The organism is Vibrio sp. L3-7, assembly GCF_963898195.1.
Taxonomy (GTDB): Bacteria; Pseudomonadota; Gammaproteobacteria; order Enterobacterales; family Vibrionaceae; genus Vibrio; species Vibrio echinoideorum.
Map to the genome: position 1 here is coordinate 126,537 of NZ_CAWQUW010000034.1, position 19,683 is coordinate 146,219.

Annotated in this window: 15 protein-coding genes and 2 pseudogenes; 8 read left to right on the plus strand and 9 right to left on the minus strand. The window is 42.8% G+C overall.

Translation table 11 applies throughout. The features are described 5' to 3' along the window. Nucleotides 1–93 precede the first annotated feature (93 nt). Both AACW75_RS18630 and AACW75_RS18635 read right to left on the minus strand, forming a co-directional pair. Complete coding sequence (locus AACW75_RS18630) at nt 94–1,896, minus strand: DUF3413 domain-containing protein (RefSeq protein ID WP_145570894.1); 1,803 nt, start codon at nt 1,894–1,896, stop codon at nt 94–96. A gap of 28 nt (nt 1,897–1,924) precedes the next feature. After that, complete coding sequence (locus tag AACW75_RS18635) at nt 1,925–2,152, minus strand: YejL family protein (RefSeq protein ID WP_017076198.1); 228 nt, start codon at nt 2,150–2,152, stop codon at nt 1,925–1,927. 84 nt (nt 2,153–2,236) lie between these two features. Between AACW75_RS18635 and yejK the strand changes: the two genes are divergently transcribed. From yejK to AACW75_RS18650, 4 genes and pseudogenes are all read left to right on the plus strand, one after another. Further along, complete coding sequence (gene yejK / locus AACW75_RS18640; protein ID WP_017076197.1) at nt 2,237–3,241, plus strand: nucleoid-associated protein YejK; 1,005 nt, start codon at nt 2,237–2,239, stop codon at nt 3,239–3,241. A 98-nt stretch (nt 3,242–3,339) separates the two neighbouring features. Then, nucleotides 3,340–4,150 (plus strand): annotated as a pseudogene (locus tag AACW75_RS26585) (Hpt domain-containing protein); the annotation flags it as partial. A gap of 275 nt (nt 4,151–4,425) precedes the next feature. Next, nucleotides 4,426–4,824 (plus strand): annotated as a pseudogene (locus AACW75_RS26590) (Hpt domain-containing protein); the annotation flags it as partial. Nucleotides 4,825–4,900: 76 nt separating this feature from the next. Then, nucleotides 4,901–6,079 (plus strand): chemotaxis protein, encoded by a 1,179-nt coding sequence (locus AACW75_RS18650; protein WP_145566177.1) that lies wholly within the window; start codon nt 4,901–4,903, stop codon nt 6,077–6,079. Between the two features lie 72 nt (nt 6,080–6,151). Here AACW75_RS18650 and nhaC read toward each other — a convergent pair whose 3' ends face one another. Continuing rightward, nucleotides 6,152–7,588, minus strand: coding sequence for a Na+/H+ antiporter NhaC (nhaC, locus tag AACW75_RS18655; RefSeq protein WP_102551917.1), 1,437 nt, complete (start codon nt 7,586–7,588; stop codon nt 6,152–6,154). 508 nt (nt 7,589–8,096) lie between these two features. On the opposite strand from nhaC, the gene asd reads away from it, so the two are divergent. Then, complete coding sequence (gene asd, locus AACW75_RS18660; RefSeq protein ID WP_017076193.1) at nt 8,097–9,215, plus strand: aspartate-semialdehyde dehydrogenase; 1,119 nt, start codon at nt 8,097–8,099, stop codon at nt 9,213–9,215. A gap of 120 nt (nt 9,216–9,335) precedes the next feature. Here asd and AACW75_RS18665 read toward each other — a convergent pair whose 3' ends face one another. Next, entirely contained in the window at nt 9,336–10,181 is an 846-nt protein-coding gene (locus AACW75_RS18665) for an ion transporter (RefSeq protein WP_017076192.1), read from the minus strand. A gap of 147 nt (nt 10,182–10,328) precedes the next feature. After that, nucleotides 10,329–10,967 carry a YchE family NAAT transporter gene (locus AACW75_RS18670; RefSeq protein ID WP_017076191.1) on the minus strand — a complete coding sequence of 213 codons (639 nt, stop codon included), beginning with the start codon at nt 10,965–10,967 and terminating at the stop codon, nt 10,329–10,331. 638 nt (nt 10,968–11,605) lie between these two features. Between AACW75_RS18670 and adhE the strand changes: the two genes are divergently transcribed. Beyond that, nucleotides 11,606–14,311, plus strand: coding sequence for a bifunctional acetaldehyde-CoA/alcohol dehydrogenase (gene adhE, locus AACW75_RS18675; protein WP_017076190.1), 2,706 nt, complete (start codon nt 11,606–11,608; stop codon nt 14,309–14,311). A gap of 158 nt (nt 14,312–14,469) precedes the next feature. On the opposite strand, the gene AACW75_RS18680 is transcribed toward adhE, so the two are convergent. The 3 genes from AACW75_RS18680 to sodB all read right to left on the minus strand — a co-directional run bounded on the left by AACW75_RS18680 (nt 14,470) and on the right by sodB (nt 16,807). Continuing rightward, the gene (locus AACW75_RS18680; protein ID WP_102551924.1) at nt 14,470–15,153 is read right to left on the minus strand and encodes an SDR family oxidoreductase; all 684 of its coding nucleotides are present in this window, start codon (nt 15,151–15,153) and stop codon (nt 14,470–14,472) included. 263 nt (nt 15,154–15,416) lie between these two features. After that, the gene (locus AACW75_RS18685; RefSeq protein WP_261377666.1) at nt 15,417–15,920 is read right to left on the minus strand and encodes a VC2046/SO_2500 family protein; all 504 of its coding nucleotides are present in this window, start codon (nt 15,918–15,920) and stop codon (nt 15,417–15,419) included. 302 nt (nt 15,921–16,222) lie between these two features. Next, nucleotides 16,223–16,807, minus strand: a complete 585-nt coding sequence (gene sodB / locus AACW75_RS18690) for a superoxide dismutase [Fe] (protein WP_004734050.1) — start codon at nt 16,805–16,807, stop codon at nt 16,223–16,225. 269 nt (nt 16,808–17,076) lie between these two features. Here sodB and AACW75_RS18695 point away from each other — a divergent pair, with 269 nt between their 5' ends. Both AACW75_RS18695 and AACW75_RS18700 read left to right on the plus strand, forming a co-directional pair. Beyond that, nucleotides 17,077–17,415 carry a Grx4 family monothiol glutaredoxin gene (locus AACW75_RS18695; protein ID WP_017076187.1) on the plus strand — a complete coding sequence of 113 codons (339 nt, stop codon included), beginning with the start codon at nt 17,077–17,079 and terminating at the stop codon, nt 17,413–17,415. Nucleotides 17,416–17,505: 90 nt separating this feature from the next. Further along, on the plus strand, nt 17,506–18,135 hold the full coding sequence (locus AACW75_RS18700) for a DsbA family protein (protein WP_102551930.1): 630 nt from the start codon (nt 17,506–17,508) through the stop codon (nt 18,133–18,135). A gap of 185 nt (nt 18,136–18,320) precedes the next feature. On the opposite strand, the gene AACW75_RS18705 is transcribed toward AACW75_RS18700, so the two are convergent. Beyond that, nucleotides 18,321–19,646: a Na+/H+ antiporter family protein gene (locus AACW75_RS18705; RefSeq protein ID WP_017076185.1), complete on the minus strand. Its 1,326-nt coding sequence runs from the start codon at nt 19,644–19,646 to the stop codon at nt 18,321–18,323. Nucleotides 19,647–19,683: the final 37 nt, after the last annotated feature.

Here is a 19,683-nt window from a genome sequence, read left to right on the forward strand (position 1 = left end):
ATTATCATAATCTTGTTTGGTTGCTTGTTTTCTAGTCATTAGTGGCAATAAAAAAGAGAAGCATTTTGCTTCCCTTTTCTAATAGATGATCATTTAGTCATTTTTTGTGTAAAAACGCTGCAGCTCAGTTAGGCCTTGCATTAATACTGGTAAGCGAGGGCTTACATCTTTTAGACGCTTATAATTCTCGTCGTACAGTTTGTAGTTGCCAAACTTATCGAGCACTGTTGTTTGCTTGCTGGTAACAAGAGCTAGTTCACGAGAATCGCCCGCTAGTATCCACTTTCTCTTGCGCTCATCAAACAGACTGCGGCCACTACTGAAATCCGTTGGGTTCGAAGATACACCCAGCAGTTCTTGCATTAGTGTAACAGATACATCCAAGTGGCTTGAACGATGTGTGTATTCCGAGGCAGATTTACCAGGCCAGCTAATAAACAAAGGAACCTGCAACTGGTAGCGACTGTAGTTAGAGTTTGCGCCCCAGCTGTTGGTCTTGGTTTCGTTAAATTCAGTGCCGTGATTCGAAGTAATGATGACGACGGTATTATCGCTAAGTTTTAAACGTTCTAACTCAGCATAAATAGTAGCCAGTTGGTTGTCAGCCGCTTGTGCTGATTTTTCGTAATCAGCAGCAAAGCGCTCTTCAGTACTCAACTCAGTAGCAGAACTTGAATCGTAATTCGAGAAGTTATCCAGCGTAGTAAGCTCGATAAAATTGAACCAAGGGCCTTTAGTTGTTGGTAATTGCACCCAATCAGACCAAGCTTGAATAGCACTTTGGTCATCGTAAGTGGCATGCTCTGTCATCATATCACGGCCACGGAAAATGATTTCCGAGTACAGTGGATCGTCGAAGTTATCACCGCTGAACGCCGCAAACTTATAATTATGATTGTCCAATACATCGAATAAAACGGCGCTTGAGCCTTGTTCTCTGATGCTGCTTGAGTAGCTGCTTGGTAGCCCATAGAACAAGCCAAAAATACCAAACATATCGTTACTAGAGCTGTAGTGATTGGTAAAGTTGATCGCTTGTTGCGAGAAAGCATAGCTATTAGGCATTGCTGTCGCGTTTAATGCATCAGAACGCAGGTTATTTACGCTCACCATCAAGATGTTTAGATCATCACTGCGTCGATTGTATTGAATTTTTTCGAGCGGATAGCTAACTAAGTTTACGTTTTCTTTGTTGGCTTCTAAGCGCTGCAGATACTCTTCACGGTCTAATAGGCCATGTTTTTCCATAAAGCTTTTCGCTGTCATTGGGTAAGACAGTGGGAAGTTGGCTTTTTGGCTTGTAATTGGATTATAGAAAAACGCATCAGCCCACATATAAGTAAGGTGGCTACTGATGAAACACAAAAAGAAGACTGCCGTAATTGGTCGGCCGATGTGTTTATGAGACAGTTTACGTTGTTTACGCCAGACCCATTCAGATAGGCCTAACTGTAATAAGAAGATTAGCGGCATAACAATGAAGAGGTGCTGCAAATCAGAAGTAAATGCAGATTCCTCCCCACTGAATAAAACCTCCCATACGACAGGCGTTAGGTGGAGGTTTATATTTTGATACGTTTGGGTATCAATCAATAGGACAGTTAAACCTATGGTCGCAAAGCAAACGGCAACCAAGCGTAATAACTTCCTCGACGGAAGAACAAAAGTGAGTGGGAACAGCACTAATAGATAGAGAGCGAAGACTAAAAAGCCAAAATGACCAACCCATGATGCGGCCAAATAGAATTGACCCAGCAGGGTTTCTGGCCAAGCCGATTGAGTAATATAACGAGTACCGATCAACATCGCCGCAATGATGTTGAAAAATGCAAACCAATGACCCCAACCAACCAGTCGAGATACACGATCGCTATATGAGTTTGCGCTGTCTACCATTTATAATTCTTTTATCCGTCAATCAAATTTAGTGAGACTTTTTATCTTCAAGAGAAGAAATTAAAGCCTCTGCAAATTTTTCAGCAATTCCTTTGCGTTGTGAAGCAGCAACGTTCTGATTTAAGACATTGGTTGCGATATTTCCAGCGATCATCAGTGAAAGTTCTGGTGAAGCTTTGTGCTTAGATAGTACTGCACCCACTTCAGCTAGGATTTTTTCAACTTGTGTATCTGTGTATTTAGATATAATCGGCATAAGGACTCTAATAATGATAGTAAAAGCGGCTTATGATAACCTACTATGCATGACAACTGAAACCTGAACGGTAATATTTTCACTATGAGCCTTCACCTTTCCAACGTAATTTTACACCAGTTAAGCAAGAACGATCAGGAAGAACTGATTGTTAACTATCGTGCTGAATCTCTAGCTAACGATGCTTCGTCTGAAAGCCTAGTGGCTGAGCTTCACCGAGTATTCAACTCAAAAGCAGGCAAAGGGTTTGGTTCTTTCAAATCCGACAGCGAATTCCAGCAGTCGTTGCATGAATTTCGAGCGGGAGAGCAAAGTTTTTATGATTTCTCTCAAAAAAGTGCGCTACGTCTAAAAGATGAGCTTTCAAAGTATCCTTTTGCTGATGAAGGCACGTTGGTGCTAGCTGAATACCAATCACTGGCAACAGATTACCTTTTCATTGGCTTGTTGCCTTCGAACCAAAGTTTGAAAGTAACAGAAGGTCTAGACATTAGTGCGACTGACTACCTTGATATTTCAAAGATGGACATCGTAGCGCGCCTTGACCTTTCAACATACGATACAGACAAAGAGTCGAATCGTTACCTTACTTATATTAAAGGACGTGTTGGCCGTAAAGTCGCGGATTTCTTCTTAGATTTTCTTCAAGCAGAAGTCGGTCTAGATGCTAAGCAACAGAACCAAGTGTTGATGCAAGCGGTAGAAGATTTTGTTTCTGATTCTAAGTTAGAGAAAGAAGAAGCGATTAGCTATAAAAAGCAGGTTGCAGATTACTGCAACGAACAGCTAAAAGCAGGTGATGAGGTTCAAGTTCGTGAACTTTCTGGAGAATTACCAGCAAGCACTGATGGCACTAGCTTCCTTGACTATACTAGTGAGCAAGGCTACGAGTTAGAAGAAAGTTTCCCAGCAGATCGCGCAACTATGCGTAAACTAACAAAATTTGTTGGTGCTGGTGGCGGTTTGAATGTTAGTTTTGATAGTCTGCTTCTTGGTGAACGTATCTTTTACGATCCGGAGACAGACACACTAACTATTAAAGGCACACCACCTAACTTACGTGACCAACTGACTCGTAATAAGTCATAGTCCTGAGTTAATGGCGAAGAGCGGCAGCAGGATGTTGTCGCTTGATTTGTGCTTAGCCAAAGATAATGGCTTAAAGCCGATACGCACAAGGAATATAGATGGAACAATCAGTAGCAAAGCCCAATCGCTTTAAAAAACCAGCAACTTTCTTGGTTGTGCTCCTGGCTCTATGGTTACTTCCTTCATTGGCGCTTCTGAATCTAAGCCGTTCCTACACTAATTCTCTTGCTCAAATTGAAGAACTTGGTATTCGCGTTAATGAATTGAGGCAATCGCTTTATTTTTCTGAGCCACTACGAGTTTCTCGAATCAATGACTTAGCACTTGATGCTCAACTGGTTTACTCAATCAGATTGCAGATTGAGTCTGATTTTCAACATGCCTTGTTTCGCCCCGATGTGAACCAATTACTTTATGTCGCCGATCAATTTCTAGAGAAATTTGACGAGTTCATTCCGATAGAAAGCCAGGTTCAAGACATTGTCGATAACATCAAAATATTACGCGCAGACAGTAGCCTTTCTCCCAAGCTAAAACCGCTGCTAAACGAATTCGGAGTTGTGGTTTTTGAAGCAATGTATTCCGACAGTCAAAGCTCATCAGCCACTTATAGAGCCTTTGATTCTATTCTTGATCAATCTTATTCATTAAAAGCTGAAGAGCAAGATGCAATCCAACAACTGTTGGCGGATGCTTCAGCTTTGTTTGGTGATTACGCTCAGCTCAATTATTTGGTCGATAAGATTAAGAAAAACTCGGTTAACGAACAAATCATTAAACTCGAAGCTGAATTTCATGACCGTCAATTTAACCTTTTAGTTGTAATGCTAGGTTTAAGCTTGGTGGCAATGATAACCTTGGTTGTGTGGGGCGCTAGCGCTAAAAAAGTGGTGCAAGAAGCAGATGAAAGTCCAGGTCGGAACCCTGAGACCGATTCCAATAAGGAAGATGTCACACCAGTTTCGGGTACAGAGGGACAGTCACTTAGAGAGTCTAGTAAGAACGCCACTTCTTCGGCCACCAAACAATCTGCTCACGATTCTTTCGTACAGGAAAAAACGTCATTCAATCAACACCCCGATATACAATCGCAACAGAGCTCTAATCCAACAAATCAAAGCGCTAATTTAACAACTCCAAACGCTAATTTAGAAACAAATGTCTTAGCAATGAGTGCCACAAGTCAGACAAATTTTGAAGAGTTACCAGTGTCTGAGAAACACATCATCAGTGTGACGGATTCAAAGCCTGCTATTGATATCGAAGATATGTTAGAAACGCTCGATGGTGATGCTGATTCTGTGGAGCTATTGCTTGGAGTCTTTGTACAAGATCATGCCGATGATTACACTAAGTTTAAGTCTTTGTTGGTCAAAGATGAAATCTCAGCCGCTCGTATCGTACATAGCTTAAAAGGTGTTGCTGGTAGTATTAAAGCATCTAGATTGGCCATTATTGCTGCGAGCATAGAAATGACCATGAAACAGTCTAAAGCCATTAGTGAACACGATTTAGAAGAATTAGAGTTAGCAATAAAAGCTTCTGTTGATGCTGCTTACGAATATTTAGCTAGTCGACACTAACTTTAATGGGAATTTTGACACTACTCTGACGAAGTACTCATACAATCCGCGCCCTTAGTTTTTGTCAGGGGTTCATATGTTACGGGTTTCGAGTCGAAGTTGGATGGTGTTGTTGCTTAGCGTTGTGCTAAGTGGTTGTTCTCTATTAGAAGTTAAGTTAGATAGTCAGTCTACACCTCTCACTCAACAAGAGCTGAACGCTCGAATTATGACGCGTGAATACGCCAAGATGTTTTTTACGAGAGTAGAAGACTCGGCGGATTTGATCGCGCAATCTTACCCTGCTGATGATACTTCACATCAATCTTATGTTCTGCTTTGGAAGATCCATGCAGAACAGGGCTTACAGCAAGCCGCTTACCAAACTTCACCTATGTCAGCGTTAATCGACTCGTGGGTGTTTAGCGCTCAAATGCATCAGTTTTACACGTTAGGTGATGGCGCTGAACTATTCACGACAGATCATGCTGCAGAAACGGCTCTTTTTCTTGATCAAGAAGCAGAGAAGCTAGCAAAGGGCGTACTGAGCTCCAGTGATTTCAGCAAGAGCAAAGAATTCGTTACGCAGTTTGCAATGAGCCATCCATTTAAAGATCTCACGTTCAGAAGCACACCGGCTTACCGCGAATGGTTAACTTATCTAGGTAAAGATGAATTGCAAGTCGTTCAGAGCTTAGGAACTATGCCGGAAGCGATGAGCGATGCATCGGATCGTTTAAGCTTAATGGCGGATCAAACACCAAAACTTATGTCGTGGAAAGCGGAGCTCGTGGCCTTAAATAGCTCACTATCGGGTGAAGACTTGTCTATGACGCTGGAAAGTCTTCGTCAAACATCAGCAAGCATGCAGGACTTTATTGAAAATAACCCAGAGTACATGCAAACGCTGGCTTCTATTATGTCAACAGAAATGCAGCCGCTACTGAATGATCTTAGCGATAAAACAGACCAGAAGTTGGAGATACTCAGTGAAGAACGTGTGGCATTGGAAAAAATGGTCACTCGAGAGAGAGAAGCTCTAGTACAAATGATTGAAAAAGAACGCATCGAAATTGCAGGTATTGTTTCATCAGAAAGAGAATTATTCACTCAAGACCTCGACCGCGTTTCTCAAGAAGTGGTTGTTCTCGCGATAGATAAGCTGATGGAGTTAATCAAAGGTCTGATTATCTACTTCATCTTGTTTATCTTAGTGGTGTTCTTTGCACCGCTAGGAATTGGGTATTGGTTGGGTAAACGAACCGCCAATAAATAAAAAAAGAGCGCTCTAGGGCGCTCTTTTTTTGCATTTATATCGTTAACTTTTTTGTTTCGTTACACGTTATGTTTACGCTTGTTGCTTAGTAAACTCTGTCGCATCTTCAGTTTGAAGCGCTGGTGCTGTTGGCTCACACTTATCAACGAACCAACCCATATAAGAGGTTACGATGGTCACGATGATACAGATAAAGCTCAACCACATGAACGGGGCGTAAGACAGTGTCGCAACACCCAGAATGCTTGCCATGTAGATCCCGTTATCACTCCAAGGCACCATACCTGAAGTCAACGTTCCACCAAACTCGGCGTTACGAGAAAGGTTCTTACGCTTGTAGCCTAAGCGATCGTAGTTTTTCGCACAGATTTTTGGCGTAAGGATTAACGATACGTACATCGCTGAACCGAATACGTTACCCATGAAAGCCGTACCAATTGTGCTAGTTGCTAGTGAGCCTGCGCTGTTTACACGGCGTTCGAACACTTTAGCGATAGTCTCGAGTACGCCGACTTTATCCAACAAGCCACCAAAACCTAAACCAAACACGATAACCGCAACCGAACCAAGCATTGAAGACATGCCGCCACGGTTAAGAATTGAATCGATGAACTCTACGCCCGATGAAATCGAGAACGGTGCCCAAGCGGTGTTGAATGCAGTCAGGAAATCGATCTCTTGAATCATGACTGCCCAGATAATACCTAGCAGAGAACCAAAGCTAATCACAGGGAATGAAGGCATGCGGAAAGCTAATAAGCCAAGCACGATCAGTACCGGAACAAAAGAGTAAGGCGTGATGTAGAACTGAACTTCCATTGCTTTGATTACAGAGTCTACTTGGCTCATGTCAACGTTGCCCGCGTAGTGGAAACCGAACGCGGTAAACATAATGCCAGTAATAACGTAGCTGATTAGCGCAACAGGCAGCATCCCTTTGATGTGCTCAACAACTTCTACACCTGACATGGATGAAGCAAGGATTACAGAATCAGAAAGAGGGGACATCTTGTCACCGAAGTAACAACCTGACAGTACTGCACCTGCAGTAATCGGTGCTGGAACACCTAGACCTTGGCCGATACCCATCATTGCAATACCAGCCGTACCCGCTGCACCCCAAGAAGTACCAGTCGCTAATGCTGTTAAAGAACAGATGATCATCGTCGCTAAAAGGAAGATAGAAGGATGGATAGCTTTCAGACCATAGTAAATGATGGTAGGTACGATCCCGCCAGAAATCCATGTACCAACAAGAGCGCCAACGGCTAAAAGTATTAAAACTGCGCCTAAACCGTTAGATATTCCGTTGAGTGCTGCTTTTTCTAAGTCTTTGTATTGGTGACCAAGACGAACACCCAGAGCGATGATAATGAACCAACCAATGTACAAGGCAAGTTGGATTGGAAGATCAAGCTTTGCAGTAAAGGAAAAAGCAAGGGATAGAAATAGTCCTAACGCGATAAATACCTGCAATAGGTTCGGTAGACGAGTTTTACTCTGCTTCATAAAAGCCTCTTGTTATTTCGAGCATTTATAGTGCTTCGTTATAGTGTGTGGTACGAAACGGACACTACAGTAATTAGTTTATTATATCGAAAAAATACGTCTAAGTTGTGATATTTGACTGTTAAATCAATCAATCGTGGTTTCATAATCTGAAAATTTGTTAAATTCATGATTGTTACATGTTGAATTCTGTCGCACGTTGTTTTCGTTGTGTAAAATATTATTCTGATTAACCTTTGTTAAATAGTGGTAATTACTGTTATGGCGAGGTTTTAATTGTACGAAAAACAAACAGTTCATCTCCGTAAATGTGTGAATGTGGCGATAGTCGGTGTTTTATCAGTGACTAAGCGGCGGAATGAACAACAGAGATAACTGCGTGATTCATCGCGTTCACTTAAAAGAAACGAAAAAGTTACACTTTTTGACAAAAAGCACTTGAGTTCTGTTTCTGAAAAACTTATAGATGGGGGAGAGCAATTTTTAATTTATACATGGAGAGTGAGCGATGAGAGTAGGTCTAGTTGGTTGGCGCGGTATGGTTGGTTCTGTACTGATGCAACGTATGGTTGAAGAGAAAGATTTCGACCTAATTGAGCCTGTTTATTACAGCACATCTCAGATTGGTATTCCGGCCCCTGTTTTAGGTGGTAAAGATGCGGGTTTACTTCAAGACGCTTTTGATATTGATAGCCTAAAACAGCTTGATGCCGTGATTACCTGTCAAGGTGGCGACTACACATCAAAAGTATACCCAGCACTGCGTCAAGCAGGTTGGAAAGGTTACTGGATTGATGCAGCTTCTACCTTACGTATGGACGCTGATTCAATCATCACTCTTGATCCTGTTAACTTGGCTCAGATTCAGCAAGGTATCCACGGTGGCACTAACACTTTCGTTGGCGGCAACTGTACTGTGAGCTTAATGCTTATGGCTCTGGGTGGCCTATATGAGAAAGGCATGATTGAGTGGATGAGCGCCATGACTTATCAAGCAGCATCTGGTGCTGGTGCTAAGAACATGCGTGAACTGATTTCACAAATGGGTGTTATCAACGATAGCGTTAGCTCTGAGTTAGCGAACCCTTCAAGCTCAATTCTTGATATTGATAAAAAAGTGGCAGACACCATTCGTTCATCTTCATTTCCAACTGATCAATTTGGAGCACCTCTTGCGGGCTCGTTGATTCCTTGGATCGATGTGAAACGCGAAAATGGTCAAAGCAAAGAAGAGTGGAAAGCAGGCGTTGAAGCGAACAAGATCCTTGGCCTAGATGGTCAACCAATCCCTATTGATGGTACTTGTGTTCGAATCGGTGCAATGCGTTGTCACGCTCAAGCATTAACGATTAAGCTTAAGCAAGACGTTCCAATGGACGAAATCGAAGAGATCATCGCGACTCATAATGATTGGGTTAAAGTGGTTCCTAATGACCGTGATATTACTGCGCAAGAACTCACACCAGCTAAAGTAACCGGCACGATGTCTGTACCAGTCGGTCGTCTGCGTAAGATGTCTATGGGTAACGACTTCCTAAACGCGTTTACGGTTGGTGACCAGTTGCTTTGGGGCGCAGCAGAGCCATTACGTCGTACTTTACGCATTATCCTAGCTGAGAAAGCGTAACCGCCTCGTCTTTGATAACATTTAATGAAGAAGCGCCCTAGGGCGCTTTTTTTGCGTCTGATGATCGGACGCTTTTTGTTTTTGATGCCATTTACTTTTGAGCATTAGTTGCTTTGATGCTTAGTCCGGGTCTTTGGCTACGACGCGCTTGTCAGGATCAGCCAGCTCACTTGCACAGTGTTTGCAATACATAGCATCAGAATCATGGCCCGCTCGATTACAGTTGGGGCACTTCACCAGCTCTTTATGTGAGTTCATTTCATTGCTTAGTTCTGCGGTAATAATCCCTGTCGGTACCGCTAAGATAGAGTAACCCAACAGCATAGTAAGCGAAGCGATCGCTTTACCAAGTGCGGTTTGAGGGATCATGTCACCGTAACCAACCGTCGTGATGGTTACGATTGCCCAATAAATACTGTGGGGAATACTGGTGAAGCCATTTTCTGGCCCTTCAATGACAAAGATCAGAGCGCCGAAGATAACCACCAAGATACCGACTGTGCTAAAGAATATGAGTATCTTTCGTCTTGCCATTAATAATGAGCGCAACAAAATATTGGAATCTTGTAGGTAACGAACCAGTTTTAGGATTCGGAAGATACGCATGACTCGTAATAGCCTAACAACGCCCATAAACGAAGCACCAGGGAAGATGATCGCTAGGTAGGTCGGAAGAATCGCCAATAGGTCAACAACACCATAGAAGCTGGTGGCGTAAGACTTCGGTTTTGGAGAGCAATAAAGCCTTAATAAGTACTCTAGTGTGAATAGTGCTGTGAAGCTGTACTCGATGTAACGTAGCTGCTGTGACCATTCGATCATCACGCTAGGGATTGACTCTAAGATAAGCACAATAAGTGAAACCACAATCGCAACGATTAGTGATATATCGAATGCACGTCCAGCTGGAGTGTGAGTACCAAAAATAATGACGTATAAATGATGCTTTAGAGGCTGACGTGACATAAGGAGAGGTTCATCTTCTGTTAAAGTTCTTAACAGTCATTATACAAGCTTCATAATAACGAGGCGAGTTAAAGCCTATTTCGCTTCACTCGCCTCATTATATTCTGTGCCGACTGCCATCTCAAAAAGGCAGAATACAGTTAAACGTTATGCTAACCCAGGGAATAAGTTACGCAGTCCGTTAGCAATGAACTCTATACCTAGCGCGCCAAGAATCAAACCCATGATACGCGTGATCACGTTAATTCCTGTTTGGCCAAGAAAGCGAACGATGACGGGCGCAGAGCGAAACAGAAGCCAAGAGCACGTTGCGAACGCGACAATACTAAGGCCTATTCCTACGGTATCAATGGCGGCTGGGTAGCGAGAACCATAAACAATGGTCGAACTGATTGCACCAGGACCTGCCATTAAAGGCATTGCTAGTGGAACTACGCCAATTTGCTCTTTGCTAATGTATTCAGATTTCTCTTGTTTGTTCTGCTTATCTTCACCGAGTTTACCGCTCATCATCGAAAATGCGATGCTCAGTAATAGCAGTCCACCTGCAACACGGAATGAATCGAGAGAGATGCTGAACATGTCCAGAAGCATTTGTCCTGCAATAAGCGACACAATTAATATAACGGTAACAGCAATGTTGGCTTGTAAGGCTGTCCTGTTCCTCTCTTCTGGTGGCATATGAGCAGTAAGAGATACAAAAACAGGCATGATGCCGATAGGGTTTACGGCGGCAACAAGCCCAAGGAAGAATTGCATAAAAATTGCGAGTTCTAAGCCTTGCATGAGAGCGGTCTCCAGTTAGCGTTCTTAGGGGTGAGGTGCTGATCTGTTAATAGTCAGAATGCGTAATGTAAGTGACAATTCCAAATTGCACGAATGAAAAAAACTAACGTGAAATAGGGGCTTTTTTTTAGAAAAACTAATTGAACCTCACTTTCTAAAAAGCCTTGTTGCAAGCTAGTTGTTAGTGTTTCATTTTGTAATTTCTTATTTAGTAAGTGTTAACCATCGCACGAAATTAATAAAAATTATGTCAGAATCTAGCCCGTGCAACACTATGGATATACTCTCAGTAGCACGAATACAGCCGTATACATGTAATTTAACGGACTAAAAATGAAACTTTTTTACAAGTTGTGACGCTTTGTAGAAAAAGTTTGTCTATTTGTTTGTTTTTTGCGCTATCGAAAAATGTGATTTTAATCTATGTAAATCATGATGTTAAGGTTAATTTTGTGATTGCATTACTACTTTTTGGTTAATTCTTTTTGGGTAACTGATCTGGGTCAATTTTTTTCACACCGTGAAATAATATACTCAGTCCTGAAAGCGATTTACTAAGAACGCTGTTAATTTAGGTTAGAAACAAGCAGCGCATTTAATAAAAAGTTTTTAATATTTATTATTTTAGGAGATCCACCATGCCTGTAACTAACTTAGCTGAACTTGATGCTCTAGTAGCACGTGTTAAAGCAGCACAAGAAGAATTCTCTACATTCTCTCAAGAGAAAGTAGACGCAATCTTCCGTGCAGCTTCTCTTGCAGCTAACCATGCTCGTATTCCACTTGCACAACAAGCAGTTGCTGAATCTGGAATGGGTATTGTTGAAGATAAGGTTATCAAAAACCACTTTGCATCTGAATTTATCTACAACAAATACAAAGACGAAAAAACATGTGGCATCTTAGAAGAAGATGACAACCTAGGCACAATGACTATCGCTGAGCCTGTAGGTATCATCTGTGGTATCGTTCCAACAACGAACCCAACTTCAACAGCAATCTTCAAATCTCTAATCTCTCTTAAAACACGTAACGGCATCATCTTCTCGCCACACCCACGTGCAAAGAATTCTACAAACGATGCAGCGAAACTCGTTCTAGAAGCAGCAGTAAAAGCGGGCGCTCCAAAAGACATCATCGGTTGGATCGACCAACCATCTGTAGAGCTTTCTAACGCGCTTATGAAGCACGATGGTATCGCGCTTATCCTTGCTACTGGTGGTCCAGGCATGGTTAAAGCAGCATACTCTTCAGGTAAGCCTGCTATCGGCGTTGGTGCTGGTAACGTTCCTGTAGTTATCGATGACACAGCAGACGTTAAACGTGCTGTAGCATCTATCCTTATGTCTAAAACATTCGATAACGGCGTAGTATGTGCCTCTGAGCAAGCTGTAATCGTAATGGATGAAGTATACGACGAAGTGAAAGAGCGTTTCGCATCTCACAAAGGTCACGTACTAAGCAAATCTGACGCTGATAAAGTTCGTAAAGTGCTTCTTATCGATGGCAACCTAAACGCGAAAATCGTTGGTCAACCTGCAACTGCAATCGCTGAAATGGCGGGTGTTAAAGTTCCTGCTGATACTAAGATTCTTGTTGGTGAAGGCCTTGGCGAAGTATCTTACGACGACGAATTCGCTCATGAGAAACTGTCTCCAACTCTAGGTATGTTCCGCGCGTCTTCTTTCGAGAACGCAGTTGCTCAAGCAGTAACAATGGTTGAAATTGGTGGTATCGGTCACACGTCTGGTCTTTACACTAACCAAGATATTAATGCAGACCGCATCCGTTACTTCGGTGACAAGATGAAAACTGCACGTATCCTAATCAACATCCCTACTACTCACGGTGGTATCGGTGACCTGTACAACTTCAACGTTGCACCGTCTCTAACTCTTGGTTGTGGCTCTTGGGGTGGTAACTCTATCTCTGAGAACGTAGGTCCTAAGCACCTTATCAACAAGAAAACTGTAGCGAAGCGAGCTGAAAATATGTTGTGGCACAAACTACCTAAGTCTATCTACTTCCGTCGTGGTAGCCTTCCAATCGCTCTTGGCGACCTAGAAGGTAAGAAACGCGCATTCCTAGTAACTGACCGTTTCCTATTCAACAACGGTTACGCAGATGACGTAGTTAGCCTGCTTAAAGCACAAGGCATCGAAGTTCAAACTTTCTTCGACGTAGAAGCGGATCCAACACTATCTGTTGTTGAGAAAGGCGCTGAAGCAATGAAGAGCTTCCAACCTGACGTAATCCTTGCTCTAGGTGGCGGTTCTCCAATGGATGCTGCTAAGATCATGTGGGTTATGTACGAGCACCCAGAAACTCACTTCGAAGAACTAGCAATGCGCTTTATGGACATCCGTAAACGTATCTACAAGTTCCCTAAAATGGGTCAAAAAGCTGAGCTTGTATGTATCACTACAACTTCAGGTACTGGTTCAGAAGTTACTCCATTCGCTGTTGTTACAGACGACAAGACTGGTGCTAAGTACCCACTAGCTGATTACGAAATCACGCCAAACATGGCTATCGTTGATGCGAACTTAGTAATGAACATGCCTAAGTCTCTAACAGCGTTCGGTGGTTACGATGCAGTAACTCACGCTCTTGAAGCTTACGTATCGGTTCTTGCGAACGAGTACTCAGACGGTCAAGCGCTTCAAGCTCTTAAGATGCTTAAAGAATACCTGCCATCAAGCTACAAAAATGGTGCAGCTGACCCAATCGCTCGTGAAAAAGTACACAACGCAGCAACTATCGCTGGTGTAGCATTTGCGAACGCATTCCTAGGTGTGTGTCACTCAATGGCTCACAAACTTGGTGCTGAGTTCCACCTACCACACGGCCTTGCGAACGCATTGTTGATTTCTAACACTGTACGTTACAACGCGAACGACAACCCAACTAAGCAAACTGCATTCTCTCAGTACGACCGTCCACAAGCACGTCGTCGTTACGCTGAAGTTGCTGACCACCTAGGCCTAAGCCAAGCTGGTGACCGTACTGCTCAGAAGATTGAACGTCTACTGACTTGGTTAGAAGAGCTTAAACTTGACCTAGACATCCCACTGTCTATCCAAGCTGCGGGTGTTAACGAATCTGATTTCATCGCGAAACTAGACGAGTTAGCTGTTGAAGCGTTCGATGACCAGTGTACAGGTGCTAACCCACGTTACCCTCTAATCACTGAGCTTAAAGAAGTACTAACAACTTCTTACTTCGGTACTCCTTACGTTGAAGGCGAAACTTTCGAAGGTACTACAGTTATCCTTAAGAAAGCGGACCAAAAGCCTGCTGAAGTAAAAGCACCAAAAGCTAAAAAAGAAAAATCTGAAGCATAAGTAAGATTCAGTTTTTGAGATAAGTTTTCGCTAGCACGAACCTTATCTAATCGGGAAAAGAACAAAGCCCCAGTCGAGAGACTGGGGCTTTTTTTGTTTTTGCGGTTAGGCTAGGTCTAACAAGCTAAGGAATTAAAAAGTAATAAAGTAAAAAGGATCTATACTTCAGCCGCCACGACCCGCCCACTAAAGTAATCATTAGAAATGATGTATTCGGTTGTTCTGGTCAGTTCGTCTTGTAGTTGAGCCCAGTGACATCGGTTGAGTTTACCGTCTGCATTATGAACGGCAGGAACAACTCCACCAACTCGTATCCCGAATGGAGTGAGTTCCTTAGCCCAACTATGGGTAAAACCGGTAATCATTGAGTTGGCACTCTCCAAACCTGACACATCATTAAAGTCTTCGTGAGAGATCACATTGACGATCACTCCTTCTTTATCTTCTTCTCTTAATCGCTCAGCACTTATCTGGCCGAAAGCGAAAAGGGTAGAGGCCTTAGAAGAGAGGTCATCAATAAAACTGCTGACGGGTTGGTCGCCAATCAGACTAGGCATTGGAGCGCTGATCCAGTTATTCACCAATACATCCGGCGTAGTGTTGAAGGTGTGCTGGATAAAATCGAAGACCGCTAATATGGCTTGATTATGATTACCTTCGAGCGTGTAACGGTAGACGGAATCAGAGAATCGAGAACATTGGGTATAAGTTTCTTGAAGTGCAGTAGAGTCTTTATCACAAAGGACAACGGTAGCTCCAAGGTTAACAAAGTGGTTCGCAATCGTTCCTCCCAAGCGCGAGCCTGCTGATGTCACCAATATGATTGAGCTTTTAATTTCCATCCATGCACCTAAGAAAAGAGTCAATGTCGCTTAAGGATGGGTTAAATTTTATACAGTCGGTGTGAATTGGTTCAAACTAAGGCGTGCCAATTAATAAGTTTTTATGAACTTAGTGGCAGCTCACATTTTGTAGTAACTTCAAGTAGTAATCGACAACTCGTATTTCAAGCATGCCTAAGGCTGGTGGTTCATATAATTCAGATCAATGATTCTGGCCATATAAGTGAGAGAGGGTAGCAAATGTGAGAGAAGACAGGTGACGACTATACTTGAGCTTGAATCTGATACTGACGTTGGGCTGTAGAGAGCTCGTTATAGAGGGTGGCATGAGGCAAATCAGGTAAATGTTTATTTGCCAGTTTACGTCGGTCGTGACCAGATAGGTTTTGATAAACTTCTTCAGGGAAATCGGCCGTATCTTCAGGCATAAAAGCCAGTGCTTCTGGTTTTAAGTAATGGCTTAGCTTTGCGCTAGCAAGACTGGCTTGATGAAAGTAATTCGACTGCTGCGCAGAAATCTCGTAAGAGGATTGATCTGAACGTAGAGGTTGAGGTTCAGCTACACCGAATTGCTCGCGTAGACGATCTTCAGTCGTTTCAGTGACTTCGATAGTGTCTATAGGAGTACAATCGCGAACATCATTAGAAAACATAGATAACAGCAACGCGAAATCTGCACGGCGACCTTGCTCAACCGCTTGGCTGATCCCGATGCCGAACTTAAGTTCGTTGATGATTCCTGCTTTGTCTAAAGTGTGTATTTGCATGTCGCCTCTCATTTGATACACCTTTAACGGCATGGAGTCGGCAAACTTTAGTGTTTAATTACAGGCAAGTAGAGAATTTACGCGGCGCTGATATGGGGATTTTTTTAGACTAGGGAAAAACGGTGATATCGGTTGAAAAGCACGCTTTATTAACCGGCTTGATTTTCAATGTTGCAAGACTAAAGACTAAAGACTAAAGACTAAAGACTAAAGACTAAATATGGTAGATACAAAAAAGCTCACGCCGAGGCATGAGCTTTCAATAAGTCACTCGCTATAAATAGCGCAGCATAAGTAAATGATTACTTAGCTAGGTTCTCTTCTACGAAAGACCAGTTTACTAAGTTCCAGAATGCAGCCATGTAGTCAGGGCGAACATTGCGGAAATCGATGTAGTAAGCGTGTTCCCATAGGTCAACAGTTAGAAGTGGAGTAACACCTTCTTCTGTTAGAGGAGTAGCAGCGTTAGAAGTGTTAACGATGTCTAGAGAACCGTCAGCTTTCTTCACTAACCAAGTCCAAGAAGAACCGAAGTTGTTGATTGCTGAATCAGTGAATTTCGCTTTGAACTCTTCGAAAGAACCGAATGCAGCGTTGATAGCTTCTGCAACAGCGCCCGTTGGTTCGCCGCCTGCTTTAGGAGCAAGACAGTGCCAGTAGAACGTGTGGTTCCAGATTTGAGCAGCGTTATTGAAAACACCACCAGTAGAAGTCTTAACGATTTCTTCTAGTGTTTTGCCTTCAAACTCAGTACCTGGGATAAGACCGTTTAGCTTAACAACGTAAGTGTTGTGGTGCTTACCGTGGTGGAAATCTAGCGTTTCAGCTGAGATGTGTGGTTCCAGCGCGTCTTTCGCGTAAGGAAGAGCCGGTAGTTCAAATGCCATTGCTCAATTCTCCATTGATATGAAAGAGTTAACTCTTTCGATTGCTTCCAGTGATATTATTATTCATGGTTCGCTATGCGGCCAACCACGGTCAATTTGCTGACTTGCGATATAGTTTAGCAAGTTTTTACTTTATTAAAAGCTTATTTCATCACTTTTGTGTGAATTGTTAGCTTAGCTCGTAAACCGCTTTTTTTATATGGTTTTTATTCTTTTGGTTTGGGGTAGAATAAAGGCAATAAAAGCCGTAATCCATTAACGAGGAAGCAATGGAAACTATCGATAAAATCAAACAGCAAATTGAAGAAAACACCATTCTACTTTACATGAAAGGTTCTCCTAAGCTGCCAAGCTGTGGTTTTTCTTCTCAAGCATCTCAAGCACTAATGGCGTGTGGCGAAAAATTTGCTTACGTAGATATCCTACAAAACCCTGACATCCGTGCAGAGCTTCCAGCTTACGCACAATGGCCAACGTTCCCACAACTTTGGGTTGACGGTGAGCTAATCGGTGGTTGTGACATCATTCTTGAGATGTTCCAAAAAGGCGAACTTCAGCCAATCGTTAAAGAAGCAGCGGCTAAAGTTGCTGGCGATGACGCTGAATAAGTTCTAGCTTTTACGCTTGAATAGATAAAATGAGGGGCCTTAATTAGGCTCCTTTTTTGTTTGAACAATTGACTCGATAAGGAATGAACAATGAACGTAAAACTTCATTATGTACATGACCCAATGTGCAGCTGGTGTTGGGGATACAAGCCAACGCTAGAGTTGTTAAAACAACAATTACCAGCAAGTATTGAGTTTAACTATGTTGTTGGTGGTTTAGCTCCAGATTCAGACGAGCCGATGTCTGAAGAAATGAAAGGTAAGCTTCAAGCTATCTGGAAGCAGATCGAAGCAAAGCTAGGTACTGAGTTCAACCATGAATTTTGGACCGAGTGTCAGCCTGTTCGCAGTACTTATCCTGCATGTCGCGCTGTGATAGCCGCTGGTTTTCAAGATCACTATGAAGCGATGCTTGAAGCGATTCAACATGCATATTACCTTCGTGCGATGTTGCCACATAGCCAAGAGACTCATTTGCAGTTAGCTGAAGAGTTAGGTATGAACGTACAACAATTTGAAAATGACCTTTCTAGCAAATTATTGGAAAGTGAATTAGATGACCAGTTAGGCTTTAAAGAAGCAATTGGTGTGCACTCTTACCCGACTTTAATGCTTGAGGTCAATGGCATCTTCACTGAAGTCGAGCTCGATTACCAGTCGACTGAAGCGACATTACACTCAGTTCGAAATGTCTTAGAGGCGAGCTTAACGCAAGGTTAATTGCCGCCTTAATACGATCGAAAAGGCCGTTATCTCCGTGTCTTACTCTAAGTACTTAGTCATCAACTAATTCTTAGTAGTAACCGAGAGATAACGGCCTTTTTTGTAAGTGCTAATTTTTTAATTGAATATCTATCCAATTGAAAGCTAGCACTTACTAGCGAACAGATTCTTTAAGTCTTTGACTACAGCGTCATTGCAGCAATCCAACCGAATACAATCAGTGGAATGTTGTAGTGCAAGAACGTTGGTACTACGGTTTCCCATACGTGCTCGTGTTGACCATCAGCATTAAGACCCGATGTTGGACCTAATGTTGAGTCAGAAGCCGGAGAACCCGCGTCACCTAACGCTGCTGCTGTACCAACTAGTGCGATAGTCGCCATTGGTGAGAAACCAAACGCTGCGGCTAGTGGAACGTAGATAGTCGCAAGGATTGGAATCGTCGAGAACGAAGAACCAATACCCATTGTTACCAACAGACCAACGATTAGCATAAGCAGAGCCGCTAGAGGTTTATTGTCGCCGATGCTTGTTGAAAGTGCTTCAACTAGAGACTCAACGCCACCCGTTTGCTTCATTACTGCTGCAAAACCTGCTGCTGCAATCATGATGAAGCCGATCATTGCCATCATGTGAACGCCCTTAGTGAAGACATCGTGTGTCTCTTTCCAAGCAATCACACCACCGAAGGTAAATACCATGAAGCCAGCGAGTGCGCCGATGATCATCGAGCCCGTCGATAGTTGAACCGTAAGTGCTGCAACAATACCAACACCAGCCACTAGGATGTGCTTCTTGTTGATTTCTTTGAGTTCTGTAGAAACAACAGTATGTGACGTTTCTTTGTATTGGCGCGGTTTACGATAAGTAAAGAACACCGCCGTAAGAAGGCCGAAGATCATACCTGCTGCAGGTAATAACATCGCCATTGGTACTTGGCTTGCTACAACATTTTCAAGACCGTTGTCATGAAGATTTTTAAGCAGGATGTTGTTTAAGAAGATACCGCCAAAACCGATCGGTAATACCATGTAAGGGGTAATCAAACCAAAAGTCAGTACACACGCAACTAGACGGCGGTCTAAGTTCATTTTTGCGAATACGCCAAGTAGAGGTGGGATTAAGATTGGGATGAAGGCGATATGTACAGGAATCACGTTTTGTGAAGACATGGTCACTAAGATCAAAGACGCTAGGATGCCGTATTTAAGACCATTTGATGCCGCACTGTTCTCTTTGCCATGAATACGCTTAATAACGCTTTGAGCAAGCAGATCTGTAATACCAGATCGAGAGATAGCAACAGCAAAAGTACCAAGCATTGCATAACTAAGAGCGATAGTTGCACCGCCACCTAATCCACTTTCGAAAGCCGCTACTGCGTCGTTCACACTCATACCAGAGGCTACGCCACCGATAATTGCACTGAACGTGAGAGCCACGACAACGTTTACGCGCATCAATGCTAAAACAAGCATGATGCAAACTGAAATTACAACAGGATTCATATTATTCTCGAGATGTTGTGTTTTTTATGAAGGCAAT

Coding starts and splice junctions, on each gene's coding strand:
- AACW75_RS18630 (WP_145570894.1), bottom strand. CDS start 1,896: ATGGTAGACAGCGCAAACTCATATAGCGATCGTGTATCTCGACTGGTT.
- AACW75_RS18635 (WP_017076198.1), bottom strand. CDS start 2,152: ATGCCGATTATATCTAAATACACAGATACACAAGTTGAAAAAATCCTA.
- yejK (WP_017076197.1), top strand. CDS start 2,237: ATGAGCCTTCACCTTTCCAACGTAATTTTACACCAGTTAAGCAAGAAC.
- AACW75_RS18650 (WP_145566177.1), top strand. CDS start 4,901: ATGTTACGGGTTTCGAGTCGAAGTTGGATGGTGTTGTTGCTTAGCGTT.
- nhaC (WP_102551917.1), bottom strand. CDS start 7,588: ATGAAGCAGAGTAAAACTCGTCTACCGAACCTATTGCAGGTATTTATC.
- asd (WP_017076193.1), top strand. CDS start 8,097: ATGAGAGTAGGTCTAGTTGGTTGGCGCGGTATGGTTGGTTCTGTACTG.
- AACW75_RS18665 (WP_017076192.1), bottom strand. CDS start 10,181: ATGTCACGTCAGCCTCTAAAGCATCATTTATACGTCATTATTTTTGGT.
- AACW75_RS18670 (WP_017076191.1), bottom strand. CDS start 10,967: ATGCAAGGCTTAGAACTCGCAATTTTTATGCAATTCTTCCTTGGGCTT.
- adhE (WP_017076190.1), top strand. CDS start 11,606: ATGCCTGTAACTAACTTAGCTGAACTTGATGCTCTAGTAGCACGTGTT.
- AACW75_RS18680 (WP_102551924.1), bottom strand. CDS start 15,153: ATGGAAATTAAAAGCTCAATCATATTGGTGACATCAGCAGGCTCGCGC.
- AACW75_RS18685 (WP_261377666.1), bottom strand. CDS start 15,920: ATGCAAATACACACTTTAGACAAAGCAGGAATCATCAACGAACTTAAG.
- sodB (WP_004734050.1), bottom strand. CDS start 16,807: ATGGCATTTGAACTACCGGCTCTTCCTTACGCGAAAGACGCGCTGGAA.
- AACW75_RS18695 (WP_017076187.1), top strand. CDS start 17,077: ATGGAAACTATCGATAAAATCAAACAGCAAATTGAAGAAAACACCATT.
- AACW75_RS18700 (WP_102551930.1), top strand. CDS start 17,506: ATGAACGTAAAACTTCATTATGTACATGACCCAATGTGCAGCTGGTGT.
- AACW75_RS18705 (WP_017076185.1), bottom strand. CDS start 19,646: ATGAATCCTGTTGTAATTTCAGTTTGCATCATGCTTGTTTTAGCATTG.